Origin of the sequence: Bacterioplanes sanyensis, assembly GCF_002237535.1 — a bacterium.
GTDB classification, from domain to species: Bacteria; Pseudomonadota; Gammaproteobacteria; order Pseudomonadales; family Oceanobacteraceae; genus Bacterioplanes; species Bacterioplanes sanyensis_A.
Map to the genome: position 1 here is coordinate 2,065,672 of NZ_CP022530.1, position 26,181 is coordinate 2,091,852.

The window sequence follows — 26,181 nt, forward strand, 5'->3', positions numbered from 1 at the left end:
GGGCATGACGCTCAGACAGCAGTTTTCTTTGCTCACCACCGTGTTGGTATTGATTCTACTTGGCGGCAGCTTATTGCTGACGCTGGGCAATGGCCGACTGTTTTTTCAGCAGCAGCTGGACGCCAGAGCCTACGATGCTGCCACCGCATTGGCGTTGAGCATGTCGAACATTGATAACGATGAGCAGCGCCTACGCCTGATGGATGTGATGTTTGATCGCGGCTTTTTTCGCCGTATTGAACTGCAGCTGCCATCTGGTCAAACCCTGTCGCGCCGCGCGGAAGTGGCGCTAGAGAACAGCGCTCCTCCATGGTTTAAGCAATGGGTGGAGTTGAATACGCTGCCAGCCACCACCGATGTGATGCGCGGCTGGCAGCGGCTGGGTGTGCTGACGGTGGAAAGCCATACCGACTTTGCCTACCGCGATTTATGGGCCATGGTGCGCCAGGAAACCCTGTGGTTTGCGGCCGTGACGATGATCGCGCTGGTGTTATTGCACATGCTGCTGCGCTGGCTGTTCAAACCGTTGGTGCGCGTCGAGCAGCAGGCGCTGGCGTTAAGTGAGCGCCGCTGGGAATTGCAACCGAAGTTGCCACGAGCACGCGAGCTAAAACGCGTGGTGATGGCCATGAACCGGACCGTCAGTACGTTGAAACGTATTTTCTCGGAGCAGGCCTACCTTGCAGAGCGACTTCGCAGTGAGGCCTTTCACGACGACGTGACAGGGCTGCTCAATCGTCGCGCCTTTGATCAGCAGCTTAGCCACCGTTTAAATGACGGCGAGGGGCATAGTGGTGTACTGCTGTTGCTGCAGCTACAAGACTTTGCCGACATCAACCAGCAATTCGGCCGCTCACGAGGTGACGAGTTGCTGCAAAGTGTGGCTCAGGCCTTTCAGCAGTGGCTTCCGGGTGGCTGTTTGTGTGGGCGTCGTAGCGGCGCCGATTTCTGCGTTTACATTGATTGCGTCAGCAGCGAGGAAGCGCAGCAGTGGCTACAGCAATGCCACGACATGCTGCTGAATGGGTCACTCAACCAACGCCAGCCATTGCCATTTCACATTGGTGCCATCTGGTTGCAGGGCACATCTGCGGACATCAGCGATGCGCTCAGTGGCGCGGACGAAGCCCTGCGGCAAGCGCAAAGGCAAGGACAAACCGCTGTTCAACTGCTGCAAAGCACGCCACAACAAGCTCACTGGTCGGCAGGGCACTGGCAGCAGCAATTGCTGCAGGCACTGGAGCAAAAGAGCGTCGAGTTGCTGTTTATCCCCGTCATGAGCCGAGACAACACCCGTCGGTTAACCCAGTTGGAAGTGGTCAGCCGCTTGCGCTGCGGTGAACACACGCTGCCAGGCGCGCGCTTTTGGCCCATGGTAGAGCATCACCAGCTGGCCGCAGAATTTGATTTGCTGATCATTGAGCAGACGTTGCAGGCCATGGCATCGCAGGCTGAAGCCTTAAATGACGATGTGACCTGTTGCGTCAATCTGTCGCCGGCCACCATCGCCGAGGAGTCCGCACAGCAGCGTTTATTGGCTTTATTGTCACGCTACCCGCAGGCGTGTCGGCAACTGGCGTTGGAAATACCTGAGTTTGCTGTGTCGCACACGGAAACGGCCTTGCAGCGCTTGGCTGATCGGGTAAAAGACTTGGGTGTAGCGCTGGGTGTGGACCAAATGGGGCGAGGCAATCAGGCGTTTTCGTACCTACAGCGGTTGCCATTAGACTACGTGCGCATTGCCGGCCATTTGAACCGGGGGGTGCATGCCGCCGTGGATCAACGCTTTTACCTTGAGTCGATGGTGCAGATTGCTCACAGTCGCGAGCTGAACGTATTTGCCGAAGGCGTCGAACAACAGGTGGATGTCGATGCCGTATTGCAGGCCGGTGTCGATGGTGTCAGTGGTTACTTTTTCGCTGCTCCACAGTCATCACTGGCAGCGCTGTTGCGCTGATTGAAACACTTAATATGCGTCCAAACGTCGCAGCTTGTTGGGTGAATGGCGCTGCTGGTTTAGTGTGGCGGCCTGAATAAAATGAGGAACTTACCATGCGTTGGAGTGTATTGCTGGGCGCCGTTTTTTGCTCCGCCAGTTGGGCCTGTGATGTCGCCATCGACGGCGCCTATGTGCGTGAGCCAATCCCAGGTCGTCATATGAGCGCAGGGTTTATGACAGTTAAGAATGTTGGCGATAAAGACTTGGCACTGGTCTCAGCACGGGCTGATTGGGCTGGTGCTATTGAACTGCATACGCACACCCATGAAGACGGCGTGATGCGCATGCGACAGGTGTCGTCTATTGCGATTCCTGCTGGCGGTGAACAGCGCTTGGAATCCGGTGGCTATCACCTGATGTTAATGCAATTGACGCTGCCGTTGCCTGAGCAGCCGATGATGACACTGTGCTTCGACAACGATCACTGCGTTGATCAGGCCTTTGAAATTCGCTCAATGCGCTAATGCGGCTTGAGCTCTTGATTCACCTGTTCTGACATCAGCTCTTCTTCGACCGAGCGGCCAGGGATCGCATGACCTTCACTGGCCCACTCGCCTAAGTCAATGAGTTTGCAGCGTTCACTGCAAAACGGCCGATAGCGACTGCTGCTGCTCCATTGCACGGTTTTCTGACAGGTGGGGCAATTAACTTTCATGCAGGCGACTCAATTCTAGATAGTGTTGGTGACATTGTTGCAGCTGTTGCTGCAGCTGCGCCAGTGTACCTGAATTGTCGACGATGCGATCGGCTTTCAAGCAGCGCTGCTGACGGCTTAGCTGCGCGGCCATGATGCGACGGATTTGCTCTTCGCTGTTGCCGTCACGTTGACTGGCCCGAGCGCGCTGTGTGTCTTCGTCCACATCAATGACCAGGCTGTGATCAACCAGCTCGTATTGACCCGATTCGAACAGCAGCGGTGTTTCTAATACCGCGTAGGGTGTTGATGCTTGCTGCAGCTGCTCGACGATCCGCTCGCGGATGTGCGGGTGGGTTTGCTGCTCCAACCACTGACGTTCATGTTCGTCACTGAACACGCGTTGCCTGAGCCAAGCACGATTAAGGGTGCGATCGGGCAGCAAAGCGTCGCTACCAAAGCGCTTTTTGATGGCTTGCCAAGCGGGCTCACCCGGTTCAACCACCTCGCGCGCCACTTGATCGGCATCAACCACGACGATGCCTTGGGTTTTGAAAAAGGCAGCGGCTGCGCTCTTGCCGCTACCGATGCCGCCGGTCAGCCCTATGGTGAGTGTGCTCATATTGATACTTGGGGATTTAGAAAACGTCGCCGCAGTGTAACGGCGACAGCAGCGGCTGCAAGTGATGTGCTGCTAAGCCTGATCTTGAGCATGTCCAAGATCAGGGTGGCTAGAGAGTGCCCAAGTACCAGTTGGTGATGTCGGTGCCCCACAGCGCAGCAATCCAGCCTGCCGCCGCTAGGTAGGGCCCAAAGGGAATCGGCAGGTTTTTATCGCGGCCCATGATCATAATGCCAGCAATACCAACCACTGCGCCCACCATCGATGACAGCAGTATGATCAAGGGTAGGGCGCTGACGCCTAACCAAGCTCCCAGGGCCGCTAATAATTTGAAATCGCCAAATCCCATGCCTTCTTTGCCGGTGACCAGCTTAAACAGCCAGTACACGGACCACAGAGACAAGTAGCCTGCGGCTGCGCCCAATACGGCCGATTCCAGCGGGACAAACATGGCTTGGGTGTTGAGCAGCAAGCCGATCCACATCAGGCCCAGTGTCATGCTGTCCGGCAGAATTTGATGATCGATATCAATCACCGACATCGCCACCAACAGCCAGGTGAAGATCAACATTGCGGCCAATGGCCAGCCCCAGGGAAAATACACGGCCACAGCGACGCTCAACAGTGCGGTAGTCATTTCTACCGCTGGGTAACGCCAGCCTATGGTGGCCCCGCAGCTGGCACATTTACCGCGCAGCAGCAAGTAACTGATCACAGGCACGTTTTGCCAAGGCTTGACCGGCGCCAGGCAGTTGCGACAGTGTGAATCTGGCTTGACCAGATTGTACGGCTTGTCCAAATCATCCAGAGCCGGATGCTTGGGTAGATTGTCATCCAGCTCGGCACACTCACGTTTCCAATCGCGAAACAGCATGATCGGCAAGCGCAGAATCACCACATTGAGAAAGCTGCCGACGAGCAAACTCACGAGAACGACCAGCGGGATCATCACCATTGGCGCTTGCAGGGCATATAAATCAACCATCAAACCACGCTGCCCATCATAAAGATTGGCAGGTACATGGCGATGATCAAGCCACCAATCACCACGCCCAAGAAAGACATAATAAAAGGCTCAATTAATGCCGTCATATTGTCCACGGCATCGTCCACTTCGTTTTCATAGTAGGTAGCGGCTTTATCCAGCATGGCATCCAGAGCACCAGACTCCTCGCCAATACTGGTCATTTGAATCACCATATTGGGGAAAACACCCGTCGAGCGCATAGCAAAGTGCATTTGCTGACCGGTCGACACCTCCTCTTTTACCTTCAGTACCGCTCTACTGTACACCACGTTCCCCACTGCACCAGCTACCGAATCTAATGCATCCACCAATGGTACGCCAGCAGAAAAGGTGGTAGACAACACCCGCGCATAGCGGGCAATGGCGGCTTTTTTGATCAGTTCGCCAAATACTGGCAGCTTCAAGATGGTCTCATCAACTCTGTTTCTGAAAGCTTGTGAACGCTTGCGTCCTTCTGAAAAACCAAATCCTAATGCAATCAATAGCGCTAGAGCATGTAAATAGTAGGCTTGGACCAGTTCGGATAGGTTGATGACAAGCTGAGTGGGTGCCGGCAAAGCGGCGCCAAAACTCGCGAACATTGAAGCAAATGTTGGCACTACTTTGATTAGAAGAATAGCAGTTACGATAATAGCAACTACCAACGTTGCTATTGGGTAGGTCAAACCTTTTTTAATTTTCGCTTTTAATAGTTCGGTTTTTTCTTTGTAGTTAGCAACCCGCTCCAACATGGTCTCGAGAGCACCCGATTGTTCACCGGATTCAATTAAGTTACAAGTTAATTCATCAAAGTATTGAGGGTGCTCCTTCAATGCTGAAGCAAAGTCATTACCGGCTGCCACAGTATCGCGGATGGCAAAGATCAGTTCCTTCATAGTGTAGTTATCAATGCCTTCAGCAACGATGTCAAACGCCTGTACCAAGGGAACACCAGCCTTAACCATGGTGGCCATTTGCCGAATGAAAAACGAAATATCAACGGGTTTGATAACTTTCTTCTTTTTGCCGCCAAGGCCAAACAGTGGCTCGGTGACCCGCTTGACTTTGGTGGGCGTTACCCCTTGCTTGCGCAGCTGCGCCTTTACCATGGCGGGGTTTTGACTGTTAAGCTCACCGCGCACTTTCTGGCCCCGGCGGTTAACACCTTCCCATGAAAAAGGGGTCGACTGTTGCTGTTTTGCCATAACCTGAGTTCCTGTAACGATAGCGGCGTTATATATCAATCAAAGCTGAGTTCCAATGCCAGCGCTAGTCGGTTGTGACACGGTTCGCCTCTTCCAGGCTAGTCACCCCTTGTGCCACCTTCATTAAGGCGGAGGTGCGTAGGTCATTAAAGCCCTCTTTGCGCGCTGCGTCAGAAATCTGAATGGAGTTGCCGTTTTCCATAATGATGCGTGAGATTGAATCTGTGATTCTGACTACTTCATAAATACCCACCCGGCCTTTATAACCATCGCTGCACTCGCTACAGCCCACAGGCTGGTATATTTCTGCTTCTGCTAGTAGTGCATCGGTAAAGCCGGCTTCATACAAGGCTTCTTTGGGGATGTTCGCTGGCTTTTTGCAACTCTTGCATAACCGGCGGGCTAAGCGCTGGGCAATAATAAGGGTGACGGAAGTGGCGATATTAAAGGCAGGTACGCCCATATTGGCCAAGCGGGTCAGGGTTTCGGCGGCACTGTTGGTGTGTAGTGTGGAAAGCACCAAGTGACCGGTTTGAGCGGCTTTGATGGCGATAGAGGCGGTTTCCAAGTCACGAATCTCACCCACCATGACTACATCAGGGTCTTGGCGCAAGAAGGAGCGCAAGGCGGCAGCAAAATCGAGGCCGACTTTGGCACTGACATTGACCTGGTTGATGCCCTCAAGATTAATCTCTACTGGGTCTTCAGCGGTGGAGATATTGGTACCTTCGACATTGAGGATGTTCAGGCCAGTATAGAGCGAGACGGTTTTACCCGAGCCGGTAGGCCCTGTCACCAAAATCATGCCCTGGGGCTTATGCAAGGCATCCATATAAAGTTTTTTCTGCTCTGGCTCATAGCCGAGCATATCAATGCCTAACTGGGCGGAAGATGGGTCAAGAATCCGCAGGACGATCTTCTCGCCAAACAAGGTAGGCAAGGTGTTTACCCGAAAGTCGATGGCACGATTCTTAGAAATTTTCATTTTGATACGTCCATCTTGTGGAATACGCCGCTCAGAAATATCCATTTGCGACATCACCTTTAGGCGTGCGGCGATTTTACCGGCTAGGTTTACCGGCGGGCTGGCCACTTCATGCAGAACGCCATCGGTACGATAGCGTACCCGGTAGCGCTTTTCGTAGGGCTCAAAGTGCAAGTCAGAGGAGCCTTGCTTGACCGCATCCAGCAGCATTTTGTTAATAAACTTAACGATGGGGGCATCATCGGCGCCGTCGTTCTCATCCTGCTTTTTGTCTTCTTCTTGAGGGCTTTCAAGATCTAGGTCTTCGTCATCGCCCAGATCACCAAAGCCAGTATCGCTGTCAGAGATAAAGCGATCTACCGCGATGGCGAGCTTGTCTTCCTCCACCAGTACCATGTCAACGGACATGCCGGTATTAAACTTGATTTCATCAACAGCCAATATGTTCGAAGGGTCGCTGAGCCCCACGAATAAGCGATTGCCTCGCTGAAACAGGGGAATCACACGGTGCTTTTCAATCAGTTCACGGCTGACCTGGTCTACTGGCATGGAATCTTGCTCGATGGCGGCAAGGTCAAATAAGGGCAAGCCAAACTCTTCTGAGGCCAGTTGGGCCATAGTCACTGCTTTGACTTTACCTTCGCTTAAGGCTAGGGCGGTAAAGCTGATACTCTCTTTTTTTGCTTTGTCCAGTAGAGCGGCGGCTTGCTCTGCTTCTAAAAGTTGGTTTTCAACCAGTCGCTTGGGGAGGCCGGTTAACGCAGGCATCATGGCGGTTCCTTAATTAACGCTGAAAGTCCAGTCAGAATAGCGGAGTTGCTGTTACCCAGGTTGGCGAACTAAACGAGCGAGGCATTATATGGGTAGTGAGTATGTCAGAGTCTTCCAAGCCCAGCCAGTTGGCAAGCTTGTAGGCAGTGGATTAAGCATCGCTACACTTAATTATCCTTTCACCAGAAACAAAAAAGGCCCCTAACTATAGGAGCCTTTCTGTCAAACGATATGCTGAGACTTAACGACAGCCGCTTGGCAAGTGTGTTGCTTCGACACCATCGGTGTCTGCTGGTGCACAAGTCCACTCGGTGATAGTACCGTTGGAGATGGTTGGTGTCAGCTTCATACCTTTACCGGCCACAGCGCCTGCGTCAAAGGTAATGGTGAGCACACCACTGGCTCCTACTGTCACGTCTTTTACATATTTGCCAGTTAGTTTGCCGGCTGAAGCTTTTAGCGGCGTGCCATCTGCATAGTCTGCTTCAACAATTTTGCCATTCTCAGCAACTAGGACAGCAATGTCAGATTGCAGTCCTGCGACTAATTTAGGGCCTTCGGCAACTTGAGCGCGGGCGGTATAGTCCTGGTAGGCCGGTACAGCAATAGAGGCCAGAATACCGATGATCGCTACTACGATCATCAATTCAATCAGGGTAAAACCCTTTTGCATTTGTGCTTTCATGTGTCTTCTCCACTCTGAGAATCGTCAGGCTTAGCGCGGGAGCCCCGGTGCACCGGCCTGAGTTGGTTTAATTTTGCTTCGCTGATGAAGCAAGCCATGCATCCGATGACTTGCGATAAGTGTGCCAACTTTGAGGTGCCCTCACAAGGCTATTTTTCGTGCACTGGTTGGCAGTTTTCACTCGCCTTGACGCGGCTCAGTTTTTTGCCGTGAGCGGGACCGGCACATAGTGACAAAGATTGTCACCTAGCGAATATTTGGTGTGCCGTTTGTAACACTTTGTAGCGGTTATTCAGTGGCTAAACGCATCGACAAATCCACCGCCTGGCAGTCTTTGGTCAGTGCACCGATGGAAATGTAATCCACGCCGGTGAGGGCGTACTCGCGCAGGGTGGCGTCGGTGATGCCGCCGGAGGCTTCCAGCATGGGGCGCTTGCCGTCGGTTGAATGCACTTGCTCGACTGCCTGGTTCATGTTGGCGGGGCTGAAGTTATCCAGCATGATGATGTCGGTGCCAGCCTGCTGGGCTTGTTCTAGCTGCTCGAAGGTTTCGACTTCCACTTCGACGGGTTTGCCGGGGGCAATTTGCCTGGCGCTCTCAATGGCTTGGTGGATGCCTCCACAGGCGGCGATGTGGTTTTCTTTGATCAAAAACGCATCAAACAAGCCAATGCGGTGGTTGTAACAGCCGCCCACTTGCACGGCGTATTTTTGCGCGATGCGAAGACCCGGCAGGGTCTTGCGTGTATCCAACAGTTTCACGCCGGTGCCTTGCACGCTGTCGGTGTAGTAGCGGCAGCGTGTGGCTGTGCCTGATAGGGTCTGTAAAAAATTCAGCGCGCAGCGCTCGCCGCTCAGCAGTGAGCGCGCCGGGCCAGTCAATTCAAACAGTACCTGATCCGGTCGCACCCACTCGCCATCCCGAACCCGCCAGACCACCTGCACGCTGGGGTCGAGCTGGCGAAAGACTTCATCCACCCATGCACGGCCAGCAATGATGGCACGCTCTCGGCTAATGATACGTGCATGAGCACGCTGCTGTGCGGGAATCAGCTGAGCGGTGATGTCGCCATCACACAAGTCTTCGGCCAAAGCGGCGCGCACGTTGTTTGAAATGACGGATTGGTAGTGGCGTAAATCCATGGTGTTGGTCTGAATCGCTGCAAAAGGCGCATTCTAGCGCTGCGGGGGATGGCGAGAAAGGGCAGCTGTGCGGCAGGCAACAAAAAAGAGCCGCATGGCGGCTCTTTGACTCACTTTTTGATTCACAGGCTAACTGACCTGGGCTAACGAGCTGTTAGCTGAGTGCGTTACTTCGGTGAGGTCTTGTTCGTCTCTTGCTGCTGCAGAAATTCGCGCGTCAGGCGGAATACCACCGGAGACAGCAGCAACAGCGCGATCAAGTTTGGCAGCGCCATCAATGCGTTTAAGGTGTCCGCAACCAACCATGCCAGGTCCAGTTCGCGCGTGGCGCCGATGGGAATGGCGATGATCCAGATCACCCGGTAAACCGGCACAGACTTTGCGCCAAACAAATACTCGGTGCACTTCTCACCATAAAACGACCAACCCATGATGGTGGTGAAGGCAAATACCGCCAGACCAATAGTGACGATGTACTGGCCAATGTCGGGCAAGCCTGAGTTGAACGCTGCAGCTGTGAGGTTGGCGCCAGAATCACCGGACTGCCAGGCGCCGGAAGCCACGATCACCAAGCCGGTGATGGTACAGATGATCAAAGTATCGATGAAGGTACCCAACATGGCGATGCTGCCTTGCTGCACTGGGCTGTTGGTTTGTGCCGCGGCATGCGCGATGGGCGCGCTACCTAAACCGGCCTCGTTAGAGAACACACCGCGCGCCACGCCAAAGCGAATGGCTGCCCACACGGTAGCTCCAGCAAAGCCGCCAGCAGCAGAGATCGGTGTAAAGGCGTGGGTGACAATCAAGCTGATGGCATCGGGAATACGGTCGGCGTAAATCACCAGCAGCACTAGGCCAGCTAGTACGTAGGCGATGGCCATAAACGGCACCAGCTTGCCAGCCACTTCAGCGATGCGACGAATGCCGCCTAACAATACCAGGGCGACCAACACCATCAGAACGGCGCCGGTGGCCCACTCAGGCACACCAAAACCGGAATGCATGGCATCGGCGACGGAGTTGGATTGCACGCCGTTGCCGATACCGAAGCCTGCGATCATGCCAAAGAAGGCAAAAGCGGCAGCCAGCCACTTAAACTTGGCGCCCAAGCCGTTGCGAATGTAGTACATAGGGCCGCCAACGTAGTTACCTTCGTCGTTCTTTTCGCGGTACTGCACCGCCAACACTGCTTCGGCAAACTTGGTGGCCATGCCGACCAAAGCAATCAGCCACATCCAGAACAAGGCGCCTGGGCCGCCGGCTGCAATGGCCGTGGCCACACCGGCGATGTTCCCGGTACCAATGGTGGCGGAGAGGGATGTCATCAGGGCATTAAAGCCAGAGATATCGCCCTTGCCTTCGCCGCTGCGGCCCTGCCATAAGTTACGAAAGCCGCGGCCAATATTGCGCAGTGGAAAGGCTTTTAAACCAATGGTTAAAAACAAACCGGTCATGGCAATCAGTAACAACATAGGTGGGCCCCAAGCCCAGCCATTGACGGTTTTGATCAGTGCCACGATCGAAAATTCTTGTTCTGGTGTCATCCATTTTCTCCTTCTGACCGGCTCACAGGGTGTTCGGCTCGGCCTGTTATTGGGTACTCGGGCGCTGGCAGTGGTGTGTTATACCTGCAGGCGGCCACAGTTGCCTTGCCTGGTGTCTGCTTCTATTGCCGCTATTATCTCTGTTTGAGAGGTGAGTGCTTGGCAAGCCCGCCTGCGACTATATCCATCATGGTGATTTATGCCAAACTGGCGAGCAGTGAGAATGGGCAACTTAGTGAGCAGTGTTTGAACGATTCCTCAAATCCAGCCGATGTGTTTGACGCACCGTGGGCGCAGCAACAGAGAGAGTACAGCTCTGTCTTTCGTATTGTTGATCATCGCTTGCAGCCTGCGCAGTGGTGCCCGTCGCCCAACTATGGCGAGCGCCCAGCCGGAGCGGAAGTGTCACTGCTGGTGCTGCACAACATCAGTTTGCCGCCCGGGCAGTTTGGCGGTGGCCATATTCAAGCGTTTTTCCAAAATCAGTTGCCGCCCGAAAAGCACCCGTATTTTCAGCAAATCGCCTCACTGCAGGTGTCCGCACACTTGCTTATTGAGCGTGATGGCCAGCTAACCCAGTTTGTCGCGTTTGATCGTCGCGCTTGGCATGCTGGTGTATCGAGCTTTGCTGGTCGTGCCGATTGCAACGACTTTTCCATCGGCATCGAGTTGGAGGGCTGTGATGATCAAGCCTACAGTGACGCTCAGTATCAACAACTGGCGTTGCTGATTCCGTTGTTGCAGGCGCATTACCCGATTGCCGGGCGTATCGTGGGGCATGAGCACATTGCCCCTGGCCGCAAAACGGACCCAGGCCCTGCGTTTGATTGGCGGCGCCTGGCAAATGAGTTGCAGTTGCCGCTGCTACCCGCCACAGACTGGGAGGTCGTGTGAAATTTCTGATCGTGTTCATTGCGCTACTGGCTAAAAATCAACTGCCGCTGTCGTCACGCTCGACTCGCAGTCGCAGTTTTGCCTGGTGGTTGTCACAGCTGCAGCGCTGGCCAGCATTTACTGGAATCCCGCGTCATGCGAAATATGCCTTGGCGGTGGTGTTGCCGACTTTGGTGCTGGCCGGGGTGTTTTTTTACAGTCAGAGCTGGCTGTGGGGGCTGCCCACCGCGCTGGCGGAGATTGTATTGCTGGTGTACGTGCTGTCGCATATGGGCATTCGTCAGCACCTCGATGAGTATTGCCACGATTTGGCCAACGGCGATATCCAAGGCGCTTATCATTGCGCCGAACGTCATTTGGCGGTGCCGGAAGTTGCACTGACCGACAGTTTGGAGGGTATGAATGAGCAAGTGGTGCGCAGTTTGTTGCAGCGCTGGTTTGAGTACTTCTTCTTGATGGTGTTCTGGTACATGGTGGCGGATGTGGCTGGCGTATTGCTGGCTTGGTTCAGCGTGCAGTACGCGCGCGCCAGTGATTGCGATGAACGCGGCTGGCGCTACTTGCATTGGCTGGAGTGGGGGCCGGTACGTTTGCTTGGCTTAACTTATGGTTTGGCGGGCAACTTCGTGCGCGCTTTGCCGGTGTGGAAAGCACATTTATGGAAGATGAACAATCACAGTGCGGATGTGTTGTTTGACGTTGCCAGCAGTGCCCTGATGCATCATCAGCATGCTGTGCCGCATGTGCTGGAGCAAGGGCAAGAAGCGGTGGAGCAGCTGGAAGATTGGAACCAGCTGCACATGCGCTGCCTATCGATTTGGATGGCAGTGATTGCTGCCGCCACCATCGCCGGCGTGTTGTTGTAAGCCGATTGCTAAGCGTCATTAGGCCGGTTGTTAGGCTGCTTGTGGGACTAGGAACCCTTCTAGCGTGAGCCAGCACCCAACCAAGCGGCGCCGCGCACGCCGCTGGAGTCTCCATGTTGGGCGCGTCGCAGTTGTGTCGTCACCTGGTCGGAAAACACATAGTCTGGCCACAGTGCTGGTACCGCGGAGTAAAGCGACTCGATATTCGACATTCCACCTCCTAACACGATCACCGGTGGGTCCATCAGATTGATCACACTGGCCAAGGCCCGGGCGAGATTGTGCTGATAACGCTGCATCAAACCCTGTGCCGCCTCATCACCCTGCTGCGCCAGTTGGTGCCAATGCTCTGCTGAGTGCTGTTGTTGATAACGATGCTGGCCGTGAAGCTGCAGGCCAGGGCCAGATAAGAAGGTTTCAATGCACCCCTGCTTGCCGCAATAACAGGGCAGTGAGGGTTCGTCGGCCTGTTGCCAGGGCATAGGGTTGTGTCCCCATTCACCGCTAATGGCATTGGGGCCATTTAATAAGGCACCGTTAATCACCCAACCACCGCCGCAGCCGGTGCCGAGGATTACACCAAACACCGCATCGAAACCTTTGCCAGCGCCGTCTCTGGCTTCAGACAGTGCAAAGCAGTCAGCGTCGTTGGCAATACGCAGCGGAACCACCGGCGCCAGCGTGCTGCGCAAGTCTGCCAATAAATCCTGCCCGATCAAGCAGGTGGTATTGGCGTTTTTAACCTTGCCGGTTGCTGGGCTCATGGCACCTGGAATACCGATGCCCAATGAATAGCGCTCGATTTGTAGCTGTTTGCAAGCCTCTTGGACCATGGCCGTTAGTTGCGTCACGATACTGTGGTAGTGCTGGCGCTGGGTGGAGCTGCGCTGTCTGAGCAGCGTATTGCCATGAGTGTCGAGAGCGATGATTTCGGTTTTGGTGCCGCCTAGGTCGATGCCTAGGCGAATGGTGTCTGACATGAAGATTTAGGGGCGATAGCTGTTGATCATGGTGTGCAGCATGTCATCTGGGTGGTGTACACGGCAACCTGTGCCGTACAAGCTGGGTGTGATCTTATCGCTCCAGATTACCTCAACCTCACAATGCCCCGTGCGGCGGCTGTCTACTTGCGGCGCGATATCGATTAGGTCCAGTTTAATGCGAGTGCCTGCTGGCACGGCATCGTAGGTAGAAATCATCATGCCACCGTCGGAGCAATCGACCATTAAGCCTAAGTATTCTTTGCTGTGATGTTCAAACACACTGACGTTACTGTGTGGCACCCACCTTGGTTGCATACGCTTTTCCATTGAGTTGGAGGCATCGGTTGTTGTCATCGCAGGTCCCCTAGATGGTTGTGGTTAAATGTTGCGCCTGTCATCTTTGGCTGACGCCGATCGATTTTAGCTGGCATGATCAGCTTTGACCGGAGCTCATAACGTTCAGCCTCTGCATTTATCAGTTCTTCAGCTTAGTCGCCGGTATTGACGAGCGCGATGTCGTAACAGCAAAGGCAGCTTCTGTTTTACGCTCCTCTGTCACAAGCTGGCACCGTGAATGGGAACTAGCGGTTAGCCGTTGCTACTTATATGGCAGGGCTGGAAACAGGCGCACAGGACAGAAAAAAGAAGAGCAGTCAGCCACATCAACCGGAACCGATCGATTATGAGCGCAAAGACCCAAGTGCACTTTCTTCGCCATGGCGAACCTATCGGGGGCGATATCTTTCGCGGCAGTACCGATGTTGCTTTGTCCGAACACGGTCGTTGGCAGTTTAACCAGCGAGTGCGGCGTTGCTTAGTGAATGCTCAGTTGCAGGGGGTGATTAGCTCGCCCTTACAGCGCTGCCTCGCAAGCGCTGATGAGTTGGCCAATCAGTTTGATCTTGACTGTGACGTGCAATCTGCTTGGCGTGAAATTGACTACGGCGATTGGGAAAACCGCTTGGTGCGAGACGTCTTGGCCGAGTCACCGAAGCAGGTAAAGCAGATGTCAGAGCAACCATTGGCGTTTTGTGCTCCCAATGGCGAGCACGTAGCAGAGTTTCAAGCCCGGCTGATCGCGGCCTGGCAGCAGTTACTGGCGCGATGGCGCGGTGCTGAAGTGGTGGTGGTGTGTCACGGCGGTGTGATGAGAGTGCTGGCGCAGCATCTGCTGGGGTTGGAGCCGGCGGCCATGAATCGACTGTCGATCCCGTACGCGGGGTGGATGCACTTTTGCGTTCACCATGGCGCCGATCAGGCAGGCTCGGCCAAAAACTGGGTCAGCTTGCAGGCAATGGATGGCAGTGAGTTAGTGAACACCCAGCTGTCAGCTGAGGTGGCGATTGGTCGTTAGTGATCACTATCGATGTGTTGCAATGATTTGAGTGTGTCGGGGCAACCGTGACCACGAAAATACTGCAGATCCGGTTGCCCAGTGCGCTGAGGAGCGGCTTGGGCCAGGCACTCAGTACATATCTTTGATCATTTCGATGCTTGGGGTGAGGGTGTCGCGCCACACCTGCTCCAGCTGAGCATCAAACTGCGGGTCGTGCTTGTGCAGCGTTTCAATCAGTGCATCCAGCCAGTAGCCATAGTAGGACGGATGAATGTTCAGATTGCCGCGGCTGTGGCTTTCACCCAGAGCGCGAATTTTGCTGTCGGACATGCCACGAGCGTGCATCACCAGCCACATAATACCGCCACGCAATAAGCCACGCTGAGACTCCATGTCTGTTTCGGCAAACATGTTACGGATGTCGTCAGACTTCCCCATAAAGGTGGAATAGAAGTCTTCAAAAAACGATGGGTTGTTGCAGCTACGGCCGTAGCTTTGAAAGACCTGATCCGGATCGACCATAACGCGATTCCTGCTGAGTTAGATAGACAAGGGGAGATCTTATTGGCGGCTAAGCACGCTGGTGTCTCCTTAGCGGCGCGGAGGTTAAAGCGGCAGCCATAAAAATGCAATCTTGCCGCGGTTTGTTTCGCCCTGATGTCTGTGCCTTTGGCCCTGATGTCTGCGCCTATGGCCCAGCGCGCTGTCCATTTGGGAGCCCTAGCTTATCAGGATCGGTTACACTCGCCAGTGCTGCCTGGCGCCACTGTGTGGTTCTTTTGGTGGTCGGCGCTGCATTTGGCTAAGTCCTCGTCCAAGGTTTGCAGCGCTTCAAACAACGATTGATAGTTAGATAAGGTAATCACTGGTGATGGGTCGTTTTCTCGGGGTGTGGCTTTGCGCCTTGATTTTTACTCCTGCTGTGCACGCTTTTAGCTTGGTTGATGATGCCGGGCAGCGGTTTGAATTTGATGCACCCGTTAAGCGAATTGTGAGTCTTATGCCGCACGGTAGTGAGCTGTTGTTCGCTATTGGCGCGGGTGATCGTTTGGTCGGAGCGGTTGAGTTTTCGGACTATCCAGAGGCGGCTTTGAAGATTCCCCGGGTGGGCGGTTACTCCGGCTTGAACATCGAGCGTATTCTGGCGTTGCAGCCTGATGTGATATTGGCCTGGCCTGAAGGCAATGGCAGTCGAACGCTGCAACGACTGCGTGAGTTGGGGCTTAGGGTGTTCGTATCTGATCCGAATAGCTATGAGGACATTGCGCGCAACCTGGAAGTGTTGGGCACCATGGTCGGGGCGGAGGAAGCTGGCCGCCGAGAGGCGGACGACTTCCGCCAGCAAGTATCGGAGCTACAGCAACGCTACCTCAACTCAGCACAGGTTCGGGTGTTTTATCAGATATGGCACGATCCGCTGATGACCCAAGGTGGCGATACCTTTATCTCACAGGCCATTGCGCTGTGCGGTGGTCGCAATATCTTCGCCGATTTGGCTATACGCGCACCGCAAGTGAGTATTGAGGCGGTTCTGGCGCGCAATCCGGAGGTGATTGTGGCATCCGGCGCTGGTGACAAGCGCCCACAGTGGTTGAATGATTGGCAGCGTTATCCATCCCTAACCGCCGTTAGAAGTGAGAGCACTTACCACATACCGTCAGACTTATTTCATCGGCCAACGCCGCGATTTCTGCAAGGAACGCGACAATTGTGTCAACAGCTGCATAAAACACGTCAATGGTTAACCACTCAGGTAGAGTGAAGAATCGACGAATGGCGTAAAAACGGCGCACAGTGCATTAGCTGTTATCACCATTTCCGGTGATAATGATAGGTTTATCCGTGTTGGAAACAGGCAAGTGTTATGAAGTGGATGCTACTGACGTTGTGTATCGTGCTGGCTGGCTGTGGAGGCAGCAGCGGTAGCAATGACAGCGCCCAGGGAAATGGAAACCAACAACCAACGACGGGAGAGACAGATCCTCCCAAGCAAACCGATGGCGGCCCAGATACAACGCCGGACGCCAATCCTGACCCGGCTACTAGTTTGTACACTGGCCTCTCTGATGAGCAAAGGCAGCTGGTTCAACTGTCTCGCCAGCAAGGGTCTGTTGCTGCAGGCGCTGCTGGTAACGATTTTTTGCGCGTGGCGCTCAACCAGCTGCATATGGATCAACATCGCTTCAGCGAGGTGCAGCAACAATTATTGGTCAATGGTATCAGTTGGCAGGTACCTGCGGACGCCATACAGCTACAAGCCCGGTTTGGCCACAGTGCTGCAGCCTTGTTGAGCAATGCAGCAGAAGTCGGTGATGCTCAGGCAGCGAGCCCTGCTGCCTTTGCTGTGGTTAGCCAAGCTGGAGGCGGTAGAAACTTAGCACTGGCAGCGAACCCCATGCGCAATTGGCAGTCCGGTGATGTCATCAATGCGTCTATGCAAAAGTGGTTGCGCAACGCCGTGGTTTGGTTAACGCAACAACAGAGCGCAGAACCGTTACAGGTGGCGCTGGCGCAGTTGAGTCAGACCGAAACTAAGCCGGATGAGCAGGATATTCGCAGCTGGCTTGATCACACCTTTCCTAACAGCCGTTACAATGAAGCCGGTCTGTGTGATGGGGATCGCTTGGGCTCGTGCATCACATCAGACACGGATTTGCTGATTTTATCGCAGCAGGGTAATTCCACTGAACTGTCGTCTATTCAACAAGCGCTAACGCAGGCGCAGCAGCAAGGCGTCGGGGTTCTGTACATCCATAATGCTGGTTCAGTTAACAGCATTGGCCAAGCCATGTTGAGTAGTTTAGAGGTTGATGCCGGTAGCAGTAATGGCGCTGCGCGGCAGTACTTGCTACAGCAAGATATGAGCTCGTTGGTAAATGTATTGCCAGAGCCTTACGCCAGCATGCAAAAAACTATCGTGACCTTGTTGGATGTAGCGTTTGATTTTGATTTTTCACAATGCAATAACGGTGATTGCAGTGAGGTGCCGGATTTTTATCCGCATTTCTGGAATGGTGCTGAAGCGCTGCAGCAGCAACTTCGTCAATTGGATTATCAACACAGCGATTTGATGCACGCCGACTCTGATAATTGGCTAGCATGGCTGGTGCTGGCCGGGGATGAATTCCGCCAGCATGTTCGTTACCCAATGGACCGCGAGCAGACGGATAATCTCGAGTTTTTACGCGCCATGTTTGCCGATGTTAGTGTGTATTATTCGCGTGATAAAAATCCAGCAGCTCCGGATTTAGGTACATTCAGCCGGACAGATTTTTCGCACTCGCAAGCTATTGCTAAAGCTGTTGAACTTGTGGTGAAGTCACCATTTAGAGCAGTGGGTGTATATGTTCTGCCGGGCCAAACTATCACAGTTGAGCGTATCGGAGATGGGACGGCATCGATAAGTGTATTTATTAATAGCATTGATGATGATGCTACATGGTGGTGGAAGGGTCGGAGCCAGTATCGTCGACCTAAGTATCTGCGTTCTGCTCCTATATTAGTCCCTGCTGGTGAGAGAATAAGAATAACTTCACCCTATGGCGGGACTCTGCAAATATCGTCAGAAGCTCAGAATGAAAGAGTGATGCTCAAGACTATTGGTGGTGCCCAGCATCCCTTTTGGGCTGAAGAATCAGATACCAGTCGCTTCAATCGCGATATTGAAAAAGGACAATATGACTGGGCTGAAGTGGTAACTCAGAATCTTGAGATACACTCTAAGTTAGACAAAATGCAGGCGACGCTTAATAGCTATGAAATCGAGGATTTAGTTGAAAAAACAGAGTTGTATCTGGGTAGGTATCCGAGCTACTTGTCGGGCAAAAAGATTAACGTTGATGGGGATGTTTCTCTAGAGCGCTTTTCTCAAAAATACTCCACTGATTTACGAGCTGTCGACACTGTACAGCATGTTGTGATTGATGACTCCAGTTGCAGCTGGGGGTGTCCTGGGAATCCGTATCATAAAAGTGCTTCTTTTTCTCCTATTCTTCATGGGGACTTGCACTTGCTAGGTATAGGCCTCGCCAGCCAGAGGTTTCGTTTTACTGGTTGGGATGAACATGTCGCCACAAATCTGTATTCTTACTACTCCAAATACAAATACTATCTTAATACTGGGCAATCACCGCAATGTCAGTCTCTGCCATTTGAGCGCCTCTTTAACGATGTTGTGACAGGAGTTGATCCGCTCTCTCCGACTTGGTCCAATGGGGCTGCTATATATCTGCAGCTAATGATGGCTGCCCAATCCCAAGGTGCTCTGCTTGACGGCTGGCAACTTATTCCTAAGCTCCATATTCTTGATCAATTAACTGAACAAGCACTTGCCGATAACGACAGTTGGTTTGCAAGTAGGGAAATGTTGGGTTTGCGTGATATACCCCGTTCGGTAGCTCTGAACATGGATTCAAATGACTGGCTCAGTATTGCAATTTCTTTGGCGTTGGAAAGGGATGTGCGTAGGTTCTTGGAAATGTACGGAATCCGTGGGAATAACTATGTACAAACGGCCGTTGCTTCGTTCTCTTTGCCAGAATTAGAGCGCAAATTTTATGCGTCTGGCCCGCAAGATTATTGCAAGGGCTTGGTTCATCCGGAGTTGGAGATCGATGGCTCGTCTGTTTGGCCGAGCGATGACAGCGGGGCGGATGTCGATGATATTACCGGCGAGTAGGGTTTGATTGAAAAAACGGGGCCACTGGCCCCGTTTTTTATTGCAGGGTCTGAGTTAATCCAGCTGCAATGTAGATAACGTTCTCTGGCGTGTCGCTTGCAGCAGTTCGCCGTCTTCAACCAAGGATTGGCCATAAGAGGGGATCATATCTTTTAAGCGCTCATTCCAGCCTTGCTGCAGTTGGCCTGGGAAGCAGCGTTCAATGACTTCTAGCATGGCTTTGACCGCCACTGACGCACCGGGTGAAGCCCCCAGCAGCGCAGCAATGCTGCCATCTTTTGAAGCCACTAGCTCGGTGCCGAACTCCAATTTGCCGCGCCCTTGAGTATCGCGTTTGATAATTTGCACACGTTGGCCCGCCTCGGCCAGTGTCCAGTCGCTGTCTTTGCAATCGGGGAAGTAGTTGCGCAGTGATGCACAACGCTCATCGTGGGATTGCATGACTTCACTGATCAGATATTTGGTCAGGTCCATGTTGTTCATGCCGACCGACATCATCGGGATCATATTGCTGATCGACACCGACTTGAGCAGATCCAGCTTCGAACCTTTTTTCAGGAACTTAGTGGTAAAGCCAGCAAAGGGGCCAAACAACAAAGCAGGTTCGCCGTTGATGATGCGTGTATCTAGGTGCGGTACCGACATAGGCGGGGCACCAATAGCTGCTTTGCCATAGACCTTGGCATGGTGGCGCTGGACGATGGTTTGGTCTTTGCACACCAGCCATTGGCCAGACACCGGGAAGCCGCCATAGCCATTCGCTTCTTCAACGCCAGAAGCCTGCAACAGCGGCAATGCGCCACCGCCAGCACCCAAGAATACGAAACGGGCATTGATGGTTTTCTCGTCGCCGCTGATGTTGTCTTGCAGTACAACGTTCCAGCTGCCGTCGGCCTGTTTGCTGAAGTCTTCCACTTGGTGGCTGAGCAGCAAGTCGAACGAGTCGTGTTGCTGCAGCTGCGCCACCATATTGCGTGTTAGCGATCCGAAATCGACGTCAGCACCATAAGCAACACGAGTCGCGGCTACCGGCTCAGCCGGGTCGCGGCCTTCCATCACCAACGGCATCCACTCGGACAATACCGCAGGGTCCTCACTGTATTCCATGTCGGCAAACAGGTGGTGAGCCGATAGCAAGCGATGGCGTTCTTTTAAGAAGGCAACGTTTTCTGCCCCCCAAACAAAGCTGAGGTGCGGGGTGGTGTTGATGAAATTCTTTGGTTCTGGCAAACCACCGGTCTCGACTAGGTGACTCCACAACTGCAATGAAATCTCGAAGTTGGCGTTGATGGTCAAGGCGCGATCAATGGCGACACTGCCGTCGTTATTTTGTGGGGTGTAGTTCAGCTCACAATAGCCGGCATGACCGGTTCCAGCATTGTTCCAACCATCTGTGCTCTCGTGCGCCACATGATCCAAACGTTCTACCATGGCTAGCTTTAGCTCAGGGTCGAGTCTGGCCAGTAAGGTACCTAGAGTCGCACTCATTACCCCGCCACCGACAAGGAGCACATCGACTGATTGTGTAGTCATCACGATTTCGCCTTTGTTAAATCAAAATCTGGTGCGTTTCGTTACGTAGTACCACGAGCCGCTTGTGGCTGGCTCGGTGGTGATTGCGACCGACGCTGCTTTATAACCAGTGAGGCAACTGCTGACAACGAATTAGGGCCATTGTTCTACTAACGTATATCTCGGCCGTGCGTAGCAGTGTAGCTGGCTGATTGCGGGTCTGACGCCACTCTGTCATGGCTCTGTAGCGAGCGCATACTGACAAAACGCGAATAAGCCGCCCCTGTTAGAATTGCCCGATCGTCGCATGGTTAACCGAAGGCCCTTCAGGAGCATTCTGGGCGGTATTACAGGCAAGTGTCAGGGTGCGATAAATGCGCGAAAACTAACGGAAAAGTGCCATTTGGTCAATCTGAAACCCGTATCTGGACCAGAATTTGCTGGAAATCTGCTGATGCGGTTGTTACTGGCTTGACACTGCTTGCAAGAAAGCCAACGCGCTGGCGGCAGACATACGGTAAGGGTCGAAGTCGTTGCAGTCAGAGTAACGAAATGCCAAGGTTTGCATCTTCTTGGAATCCGGCACGTATTTCATCGCCCATTGATCAAAAAAGCGTTGCTCTGTAGCGCAATATTCCACCAGCGTCACTCGGCTATGGCGTGAGTCGCTGGAGATACGTTGGTACAAAGTGTTGATCGGATCTCGTGGGCCTTCCAAGCATTGCAGAAAGTGCTTGCGGTTGAAACACAGCACTCCGGTCAGTCCATATTTGGGGTTATTGCGCTCTGCCGCGGCGAGAATGCCTTCGATGCCTTTGTCGGTGCAGTGTTCGGTTTTGCTACTGGCATAGATTAAGCGAGTGAGGTACATAAAGCTGTCCTTGCTGAGCGGAAAGGGATTCTTTGACCATAGTCCAGCGAGCTTAAGAAACAAGCGCAGCGCTGGTGGTTGCCGTCCATGCGTGTGTCAGTCCATGCTTGAAATGACTAGCACCACAGCTCCGACACGGGCGTATCGGGTCGATACTGATACGCCACTTGTGCCAGCAGTAGCTCAGCGGTAGCGATGGCATCGGTCAACGCATGGTGCGGTGAGTAAAAGGGCAGGGAATACCGTTGCCGACAGTCCCCCAGGCGCAATGACCCCAGCGGCCTTTTGAGCAGTCTTCCTACTAGGCCTTGTCGTGCGCGCAGCGCTCGTTGTTCCAGCTCCATGGTATCAATCAGGGGGAACTCGATGCCCTCGTTCAGGCGCTCCAACAATGCCTGATTTAAAAACTCACGTTCAATGCGCTGGTGGTGAACAACAACGACTTTTCCCGCCATGGCATCCAGCAAGGGCGCAACAATGCGGTCTAAATCCGGCGCGGAACGAACTTCACTGTGGGTAATGCCATGCACCACCACCGACTCCTCTTGCAGCGGCTGCTCAGGTTTTACCAGCCATTCACAGGCGTCACGTAAAAACACGCGTTGCAGAGAAAATGGCACCAGCCCGATGCTGACAATGGCGTCTTGCCGCGCATCTAACCCTGTGGTTTCGAAGTCCAGTGCAACGAACGGAGTGGCGGCAATTTCAGTATCACCGCCAACACAGCCTGCGCCATAAAACCGCTGCAGGCGAACATCCTGACTGTGAATTTCAAGTGCCTGAAAACGCTCTGTCCAGGATTGACTCATCGAATCCCCGGTTTATTGCTGGAATGGTAGCGAAACTTCAGAAATGCTTGTGCCCGGTCCAGCACCTGAAAGGCTTCTTTTAAATTGCGTCGCTCAAAGGCAGATAGCAACTCAGGTTCGATATTATTGTCAGGCACGTCACCTTGCTCAATGTCGATGGCCTGGTAACGAATACGAACCATGGCAATGTACTCCAAGGCGTCGCTCAAATCCTGTCCCTTTTCGGGCGGTAAAATCTTCGCTCGAATAATATCGTCCAGACGTTCAAATGAATTTTGTGCGCGCGAGCCGACGGCCAAAGCGTGCACGCGAATAACATCAGAGAGGGGTGCCGTACCACGACGTTTGAGATTTATCGATGGACGATGCTGGCCATCTTGCTCCATCACAAAGCCTTTAAAAAATCCCAGTGGCGGCGTGCGGCTGAGTGCATTGCGTGCCAGATAATTTAGGAACCGCATATTTTGCTTGCTGTGCAGCGCAATAAAACGCTGTAGCTCCTGCGCCCATTTAGTTTTGCCCCAAACGCCGTCCAAGTCGAAGAAAATAGAGCTATGCAATAACGCTTGAGGAGACGGCTCATCAATCCACTGTTGAAAGCGCTGCTGCCACTGCGTTTTTGTCAGACGCCACTCGGGGTTGGTGGCCATAATATCGCCGTCACAATATTGGTAGCCACACGCGTTTAGACCGTCACAAACAAAGGTTGCCAGCTTGGCAAAATATTCACCATGATGTTCTTCATCAAAGCGATCATCGAGAATGATGGCGTTGTCCTGATCGGTCACAATCAACTGTTCATCACGGGCCATAGAGCCCAAGGCTAAAAAACAATACGGCAGTGGCGGTGGACCCAACTCCGCTTCTGCCATCTCTAATAATTTTTGTTTAAACGAGCGACCAATGACAGCCATGGCCGAACCAATCATGTGCGAGTTTGCGTCTTCTTTTACCATACGCACGAATACGGCGGGTAGCTGCTTGGCCACTTGGGTCAAATCTTCCAATGACTGCTGAGCGAAAATGCTGCGCACCAGCAACAGGCTGCTTTGTGATTCATGCTGAACGATGTCCGACATGGCAATCACGCCCACTGGCCGGCGGCGATGCACCACGGGCAAATGATGCAAGTTGTGCCGCAACATGGTGAGCATGGCCTCAAACACGTAGGCGTTGTCGTCAATCAGCACCATATCGGTGGACATCACCTCTGCCACAGGTGTATCGCTGCTGCGTTGCTCAGCCAACACACGCATGCGTAAATCTCGGTCTGTGAGAATGCCGACTACTTGGCCATCGTCGTCGTCTGGGTCGCTGCTGATCGGCTGATCCGGGTCGGTAACCAAAATCGACGAGGCTTGATGCTCCGTCATCAGCTGAGCTGCCGCGGTGACGCTGGCGCTGCATTCCAGTGTGATGGCTTCTCGCTGAATTAAGGCGCTGATTTTAACCGTGGTCAGATCATTGTTGTCGGCTTGATTCGACAAGGTATTGCGCAGCAGTGAGCTGCCTTCGATTTCGAAAAACTCTGAAAAGTCTTCAAAGCGATCGCAGAGCTGATTAAACAAATCAGCAGGAATGCAATACAGCAGCGTATCTTCCATGGTATGCACGGGAAAGCGCACACGGCGGTTCATCAGCAATCCCATTTGGCCAAAGACATCGCCTTCGGACAAGCGATTGTATAAATCGCCGTTGCGGCGGTAGGTTTCGACCGCGCCGCTGCGAATGACGTACAAGTCCTGAATGGGATCGCCGTGTTTCAGCACGTCCTGATGGGCGCGAAAATAAGCGATCTCAGTGGCTTGGGCCAGCTCTGATACAGCCTCGTCCGGCAGTTCATCAAAGGGCGGAAAGCGCTGATAAAAGTGAACGATGTCTTGAAGTTCTGCCTGCATGCCAATCACATGATGGAAGGTTTTGCTGCAGGCTAGCATGGCTGGCCGTGACTTTCACGGCCTTGGTGACGATCTAGAGTAGCGGTTACAGTGTTCCGGTTAATGTGCTTGCGACGGCTCGAGTTCGTCTTTGGTCCGTGGGCTGCTGTAGTGCAGGCTGGGGTCGTCCATGTTGGCGAATTTCAGCAGCAGCATGTCGAGAAAATAGTTCTGATAGAGTTTCCAAGGCCGACGCGAGCCTTGTTTGGGCAGTTGGTCTTTAACCCGTGCGATGTACCCGGATTGCATATCGATAAATGGACTACGCTGAATGTCGCCACTAGCTACTTGTGGCACTACCTGGCGCACACCTTTATGGTCCATATGGCGCAATAACCGACACACATAGCGCGAAATTAAGTCGGCCTTTAATGTCCAAGAAGCATTGGTATAACCAAACACCATGGCCATATTGGGCAGATTTTCAAACATGACACCGCGGTAGCTCATACTGCTATTGGGTTCGAACGCGTTACCATCGACAAATACTTCCATACCGCCAAGCATCTGAATATTCAGGCCAGTGGCAGTGATGATGACATCGGCGTCTAACTGTTGGCCGGACGTTAAAACAATACCGCGTTCATTAAAGCGATCAATGTGCCCGGTCACGACGGAGGCTTGCTTGCTATCGATGGCTTTGAATAAATCGCCATCGGGCACGGCGCACAAACGCTCATCCCAGGGGGCATACTTAGGTGTAAAGTGCTCCATGTTGGCATCATTCGGCAGCTGTTTTTTTACTGTCCATTGTAAAAACTTGCGTGCGGCGCTGGGGAAGCGTTTACAAAAACGGTAAATGGCCAGAGTAATGGAAATATTACGACCACGAATCAGTCGATAGGCCCACAACTTTGGCAACAACTTGCGTGTTAACGTCACCGTTGGATCTTGTTGTGGCACGGTGATGACGTAAGACGGTGAGCGTTGCAACATGGTGACGTGCTCGGCTTTGTCCGCCATGGCTGGTACTAGAGTCACTGCGGTGGCGCCGCTGCCGATGACCACCACTTTTTTGTTGTCGTAACGGTAGTTTTCCGGCCACTGTTGCGGGTGAATAATATCGCCATTAAATGACTCACGACCTTTAAACTCAGGTGTGAACCCTTGTTGATAATCGTAATAACCAGTACAGCCCAATAAAAACTGGCAGCGATACTGTTGGATGTCGCCGCTGTGTTGCTCTACCTCCAGTGTCCAGCACGCACGTTGGCTGCAAAAATGCGCGCTTTTAACGCGCTGTTGGAAGCGAATGTGTGGCTGGATGTTGTGTTCAGCGGCGGCTTCTTCGATGTAGTGGCGAATATCGTCGCCATCGGCAATGCCTTTTTTGTTTAACCAAGGCTTAAAGGCGTAGCCTAGGGTAAACATATCGGAGTCAGAGCGAATGCCCGGATAACGAAACAAATCCCAGGTGCCGCCAATGGCCGTGCGACCTTCCAAAATAGTAAAGGTCTTCTCTGGGCATTCGCGCTGTAGGTGACAGGCAGCGCCAATACCGGATAAACCGGCACCAATAATAATTACGTCAAAGTAGTCTGCAGCCATGGTCGAATCCGTATCGTTATTGTTAGTAGGTCGGTCGCTGCTACCTCACGGGTATCAGTACCGTTCTTCCAATGTTGTGGTGATTGTCTGACTGTGGCGTAAATTCCTTGGCCTGGACAGGTGATTGTCTGTCATTTTTTCGTGTTTGGGGTG

The 26,181-nt window shown here is 53.2% G+C and carries 23 protein-coding genes; 7 read left to right on the plus strand and 16 right to left on the minus strand.

Going from position 1 to position 26,181, the window contains the following annotated elements; all coding sequences use genetic code 11:
• The first annotated feature begins 4 nt into the window (after positions 1–4).
• Positions 5–1,957: an EAL domain-containing protein gene (locus tag CHH28_RS09735; protein ID WP_094060131.1), complete on the plus strand. Its 1,953-nt coding sequence runs from the start codon at positions 5–7 to the stop codon at positions 1,955–1,957.
• Between the two features lie 95 nt (positions 1,958–2,052).
• Positions 2,053–2,463 (plus strand): copper chaperone PCu(A)C, encoded by a 411-nt coding sequence (locus tag CHH28_RS09740; protein ID WP_094060132.1) that lies wholly within the window; start codon positions 2,053–2,055, stop codon positions 2,461–2,463.
• Here CHH28_RS09740 and yacG read toward each other — a convergent pair.
• From yacG to CHH28_RS09780, 8 genes are all read right to left on the minus strand, one after another.
• A complete protein-coding gene (gene yacG, locus CHH28_RS09745) occupies positions 2,460–2,654 on the minus strand; it encodes a DNA gyrase inhibitor YacG (RefSeq protein ID WP_094060133.1) in 195 nt (64 codons plus the stop codon). The genes CHH28_RS09740 and yacG overlap by 4 nt on opposite strands.
• Positions 2,644–3,255 carry a dephospho-CoA kinase gene (gene coaE / locus CHH28_RS09750; RefSeq protein WP_094060134.1) on the minus strand — a complete coding sequence of 204 codons (612 nt, stop codon included), beginning with the start codon at positions 3,253–3,255 and terminating at the stop codon, positions 2,644–2,646. The genes yacG and coaE overlap by 11 nt, the downstream gene beginning before the upstream one ends.
• 109 nt (positions 3,256–3,364) lie before the next feature.
• On the minus strand, positions 3,365–4,183 hold the full coding sequence (locus tag CHH28_RS09755) for an A24 family peptidase (RefSeq protein ID WP_332881238.1): 819 nt from the start codon (positions 4,181–4,183) through the stop codon (positions 3,365–3,367).
• Positions 4,184–4,239: 56 nt separating this feature from the next.
• Positions 4,240–5,466, minus strand: coding sequence for a type II secretion system F family protein (locus CHH28_RS09760; RefSeq protein WP_094060136.1), 1,227 nt, complete (start codon positions 5,464–5,466; stop codon positions 4,240–4,242).
• A gap of 64 nt (positions 5,467–5,530) precedes the next feature.
• A complete protein-coding gene (gene pilB / locus CHH28_RS09765; RefSeq protein ID WP_094062036.1) occupies positions 5,531–7,219 on the minus strand; it encodes a type IV-A pilus assembly ATPase PilB in 1,689 nt (562 codons plus the stop codon).
• Positions 7,220–7,463: 244 nt separating this feature from the next.
• Positions 7,464–7,907 carry a pilin gene (locus CHH28_RS20205; protein ID WP_094060137.1) on the minus strand — a complete coding sequence of 148 codons (444 nt, stop codon included), beginning with the start codon at positions 7,905–7,907 and terminating at the stop codon, positions 7,464–7,466.
• 288 nt (positions 7,908–8,195) lie between these two features.
• Positions 8,196–9,050 carry a carboxylating nicotinate-nucleotide diphosphorylase gene (gene nadC / locus CHH28_RS09775; protein WP_094060138.1) on the minus strand — a complete coding sequence of 285 codons (855 nt, stop codon included), beginning with the start codon at positions 9,048–9,050 and terminating at the stop codon, positions 8,196–8,198.
• 167 nt (positions 9,051–9,217) lie between these two features.
• Entirely contained in the window at positions 9,218–10,594 is a 1,377-nt protein-coding gene (locus CHH28_RS09780; RefSeq protein ID WP_094060139.1) for an alanine/glycine:cation symporter family protein, read from the minus strand.
• 327 nt (positions 10,595–10,921) lie between these two features.
• On the opposite strand from CHH28_RS09780, the gene ampD reads away from it, so the two are divergent.
• Positions 10,922–11,488, plus strand: a complete 567-nt coding sequence (gene ampD, locus CHH28_RS09785) for a 1,6-anhydro-N-acetylmuramyl-L-alanine amidase AmpD (RefSeq protein WP_233243843.1) — start codon at positions 10,922–10,924, stop codon at positions 11,486–11,488.
• Positions 11,485–12,354, plus strand: coding sequence for a regulatory signaling modulator protein AmpE (gene ampE / locus CHH28_RS09790; RefSeq protein WP_094060141.1), 870 nt, complete (start codon positions 11,485–11,487; stop codon positions 12,352–12,354). Before ampD ends, ampE begins: the two co-directional genes overlap by 4 nt.
• A 59-nt stretch (positions 12,355–12,413) precedes the next feature.
• Here the strand turns inward: ampE and CHH28_RS09795 are convergent, their stop codons facing one another.
• A complete protein-coding gene (locus CHH28_RS09795) occupies positions 12,414–13,334 on the minus strand; it encodes an ROK family protein (RefSeq protein ID WP_094060142.1) in 921 nt (306 codons plus the stop codon).
• 6 nt (positions 13,335–13,340) lie between these two features.
• Positions 13,341–13,691, minus strand: a complete 351-nt coding sequence (locus CHH28_RS09800; protein ID WP_094060143.1) for a PilZ domain-containing protein — start codon at positions 13,689–13,691, stop codon at positions 13,341–13,343.
• Between the two features lie 328 nt (positions 13,692–14,019).
• On the opposite strand from CHH28_RS09800, the gene CHH28_RS09805 reads away from it, so the two are divergent.
• Positions 14,020–14,691, plus strand: a complete 672-nt coding sequence (locus CHH28_RS09805; protein WP_094060144.1) for a histidine phosphatase family protein — start codon at positions 14,020–14,022, stop codon at positions 14,689–14,691.
• Positions 14,692–14,802: 111 nt separating this feature from the next.
• On the opposite strand, the gene CHH28_RS09810 is transcribed toward CHH28_RS09805, so the two are convergent.
• Entirely contained in the window at positions 14,803–15,195 is a 393-nt protein-coding gene (locus tag CHH28_RS09810) for a globin (protein ID WP_094060145.1), read from the minus strand.
• A 349-nt stretch (positions 15,196–15,544) separates the two neighbouring features.
• Between CHH28_RS09810 and CHH28_RS09815 the strand changes: the two genes are divergently transcribed.
• Together CHH28_RS09815 and CHH28_RS09820 are read left to right on the plus strand one after the other, a co-directional pair.
• A complete protein-coding gene (locus CHH28_RS09815; protein ID WP_233243813.1) occupies positions 15,545–16,435 on the plus strand; it encodes a cobalamin-binding protein in 891 nt (296 codons plus the stop codon).
• A gap of 102 nt (positions 16,436–16,537) precedes the next feature.
• Complete coding sequence (locus tag CHH28_RS09820) at positions 16,538–19,351, plus strand: ImpA family metalloprotease (protein ID WP_094060146.1); 2,814 nt, start codon at positions 16,538–16,540, stop codon at positions 19,349–19,351.
• 54 nt (positions 19,352–19,405) lie between these two features.
• On the opposite strand, the gene mqo is transcribed toward CHH28_RS09820, so the two are convergent.
• The 5 genes from mqo to CHH28_RS09845 all read right to left on the minus strand — a co-directional run bounded on the left by mqo (position 19,406) and on the right by CHH28_RS09845 (position 26,028).
• Positions 19,406–20,884, minus strand: coding sequence for a malate dehydrogenase (quinone) (mqo, locus tag CHH28_RS09825; protein WP_094060147.1), 1,479 nt, complete (start codon positions 20,882–20,884; stop codon positions 19,406–19,408).
• Positions 20,885–21,326: 442 nt separating this feature from the next.
• Positions 21,327–21,734, minus strand: coding sequence for a BLUF domain-containing protein (locus tag CHH28_RS09830; protein WP_094060148.1), 408 nt, complete (start codon positions 21,732–21,734; stop codon positions 21,327–21,329).
• Between the two features lie 116 nt (positions 21,735–21,850).
• A complete protein-coding gene (locus tag CHH28_RS09835) occupies positions 21,851–22,543 on the minus strand; it encodes a 3'-5' exonuclease (RefSeq protein WP_094060149.1) in 693 nt (230 codons plus the stop codon).
• Positions 22,540–24,441, minus strand: coding sequence for a DUF294 nucleotidyltransferase-like domain-containing protein (locus CHH28_RS09840; RefSeq protein WP_094062038.1), 1,902 nt, complete (start codon positions 24,439–24,441; stop codon positions 22,540–22,542). Before CHH28_RS09840 ends, CHH28_RS09835 begins: the two co-directional genes overlap by 4 nt.
• A gap of 99 nt (positions 24,442–24,540) precedes the next feature.
• Entirely contained in the window at positions 24,541–26,028 is a 1,488-nt protein-coding gene (locus CHH28_RS09845) for a flavin-containing monooxygenase (RefSeq protein WP_094060150.1), read from the minus strand.
• Positions 26,029–26,181: the final 153 nt, after the last annotated feature.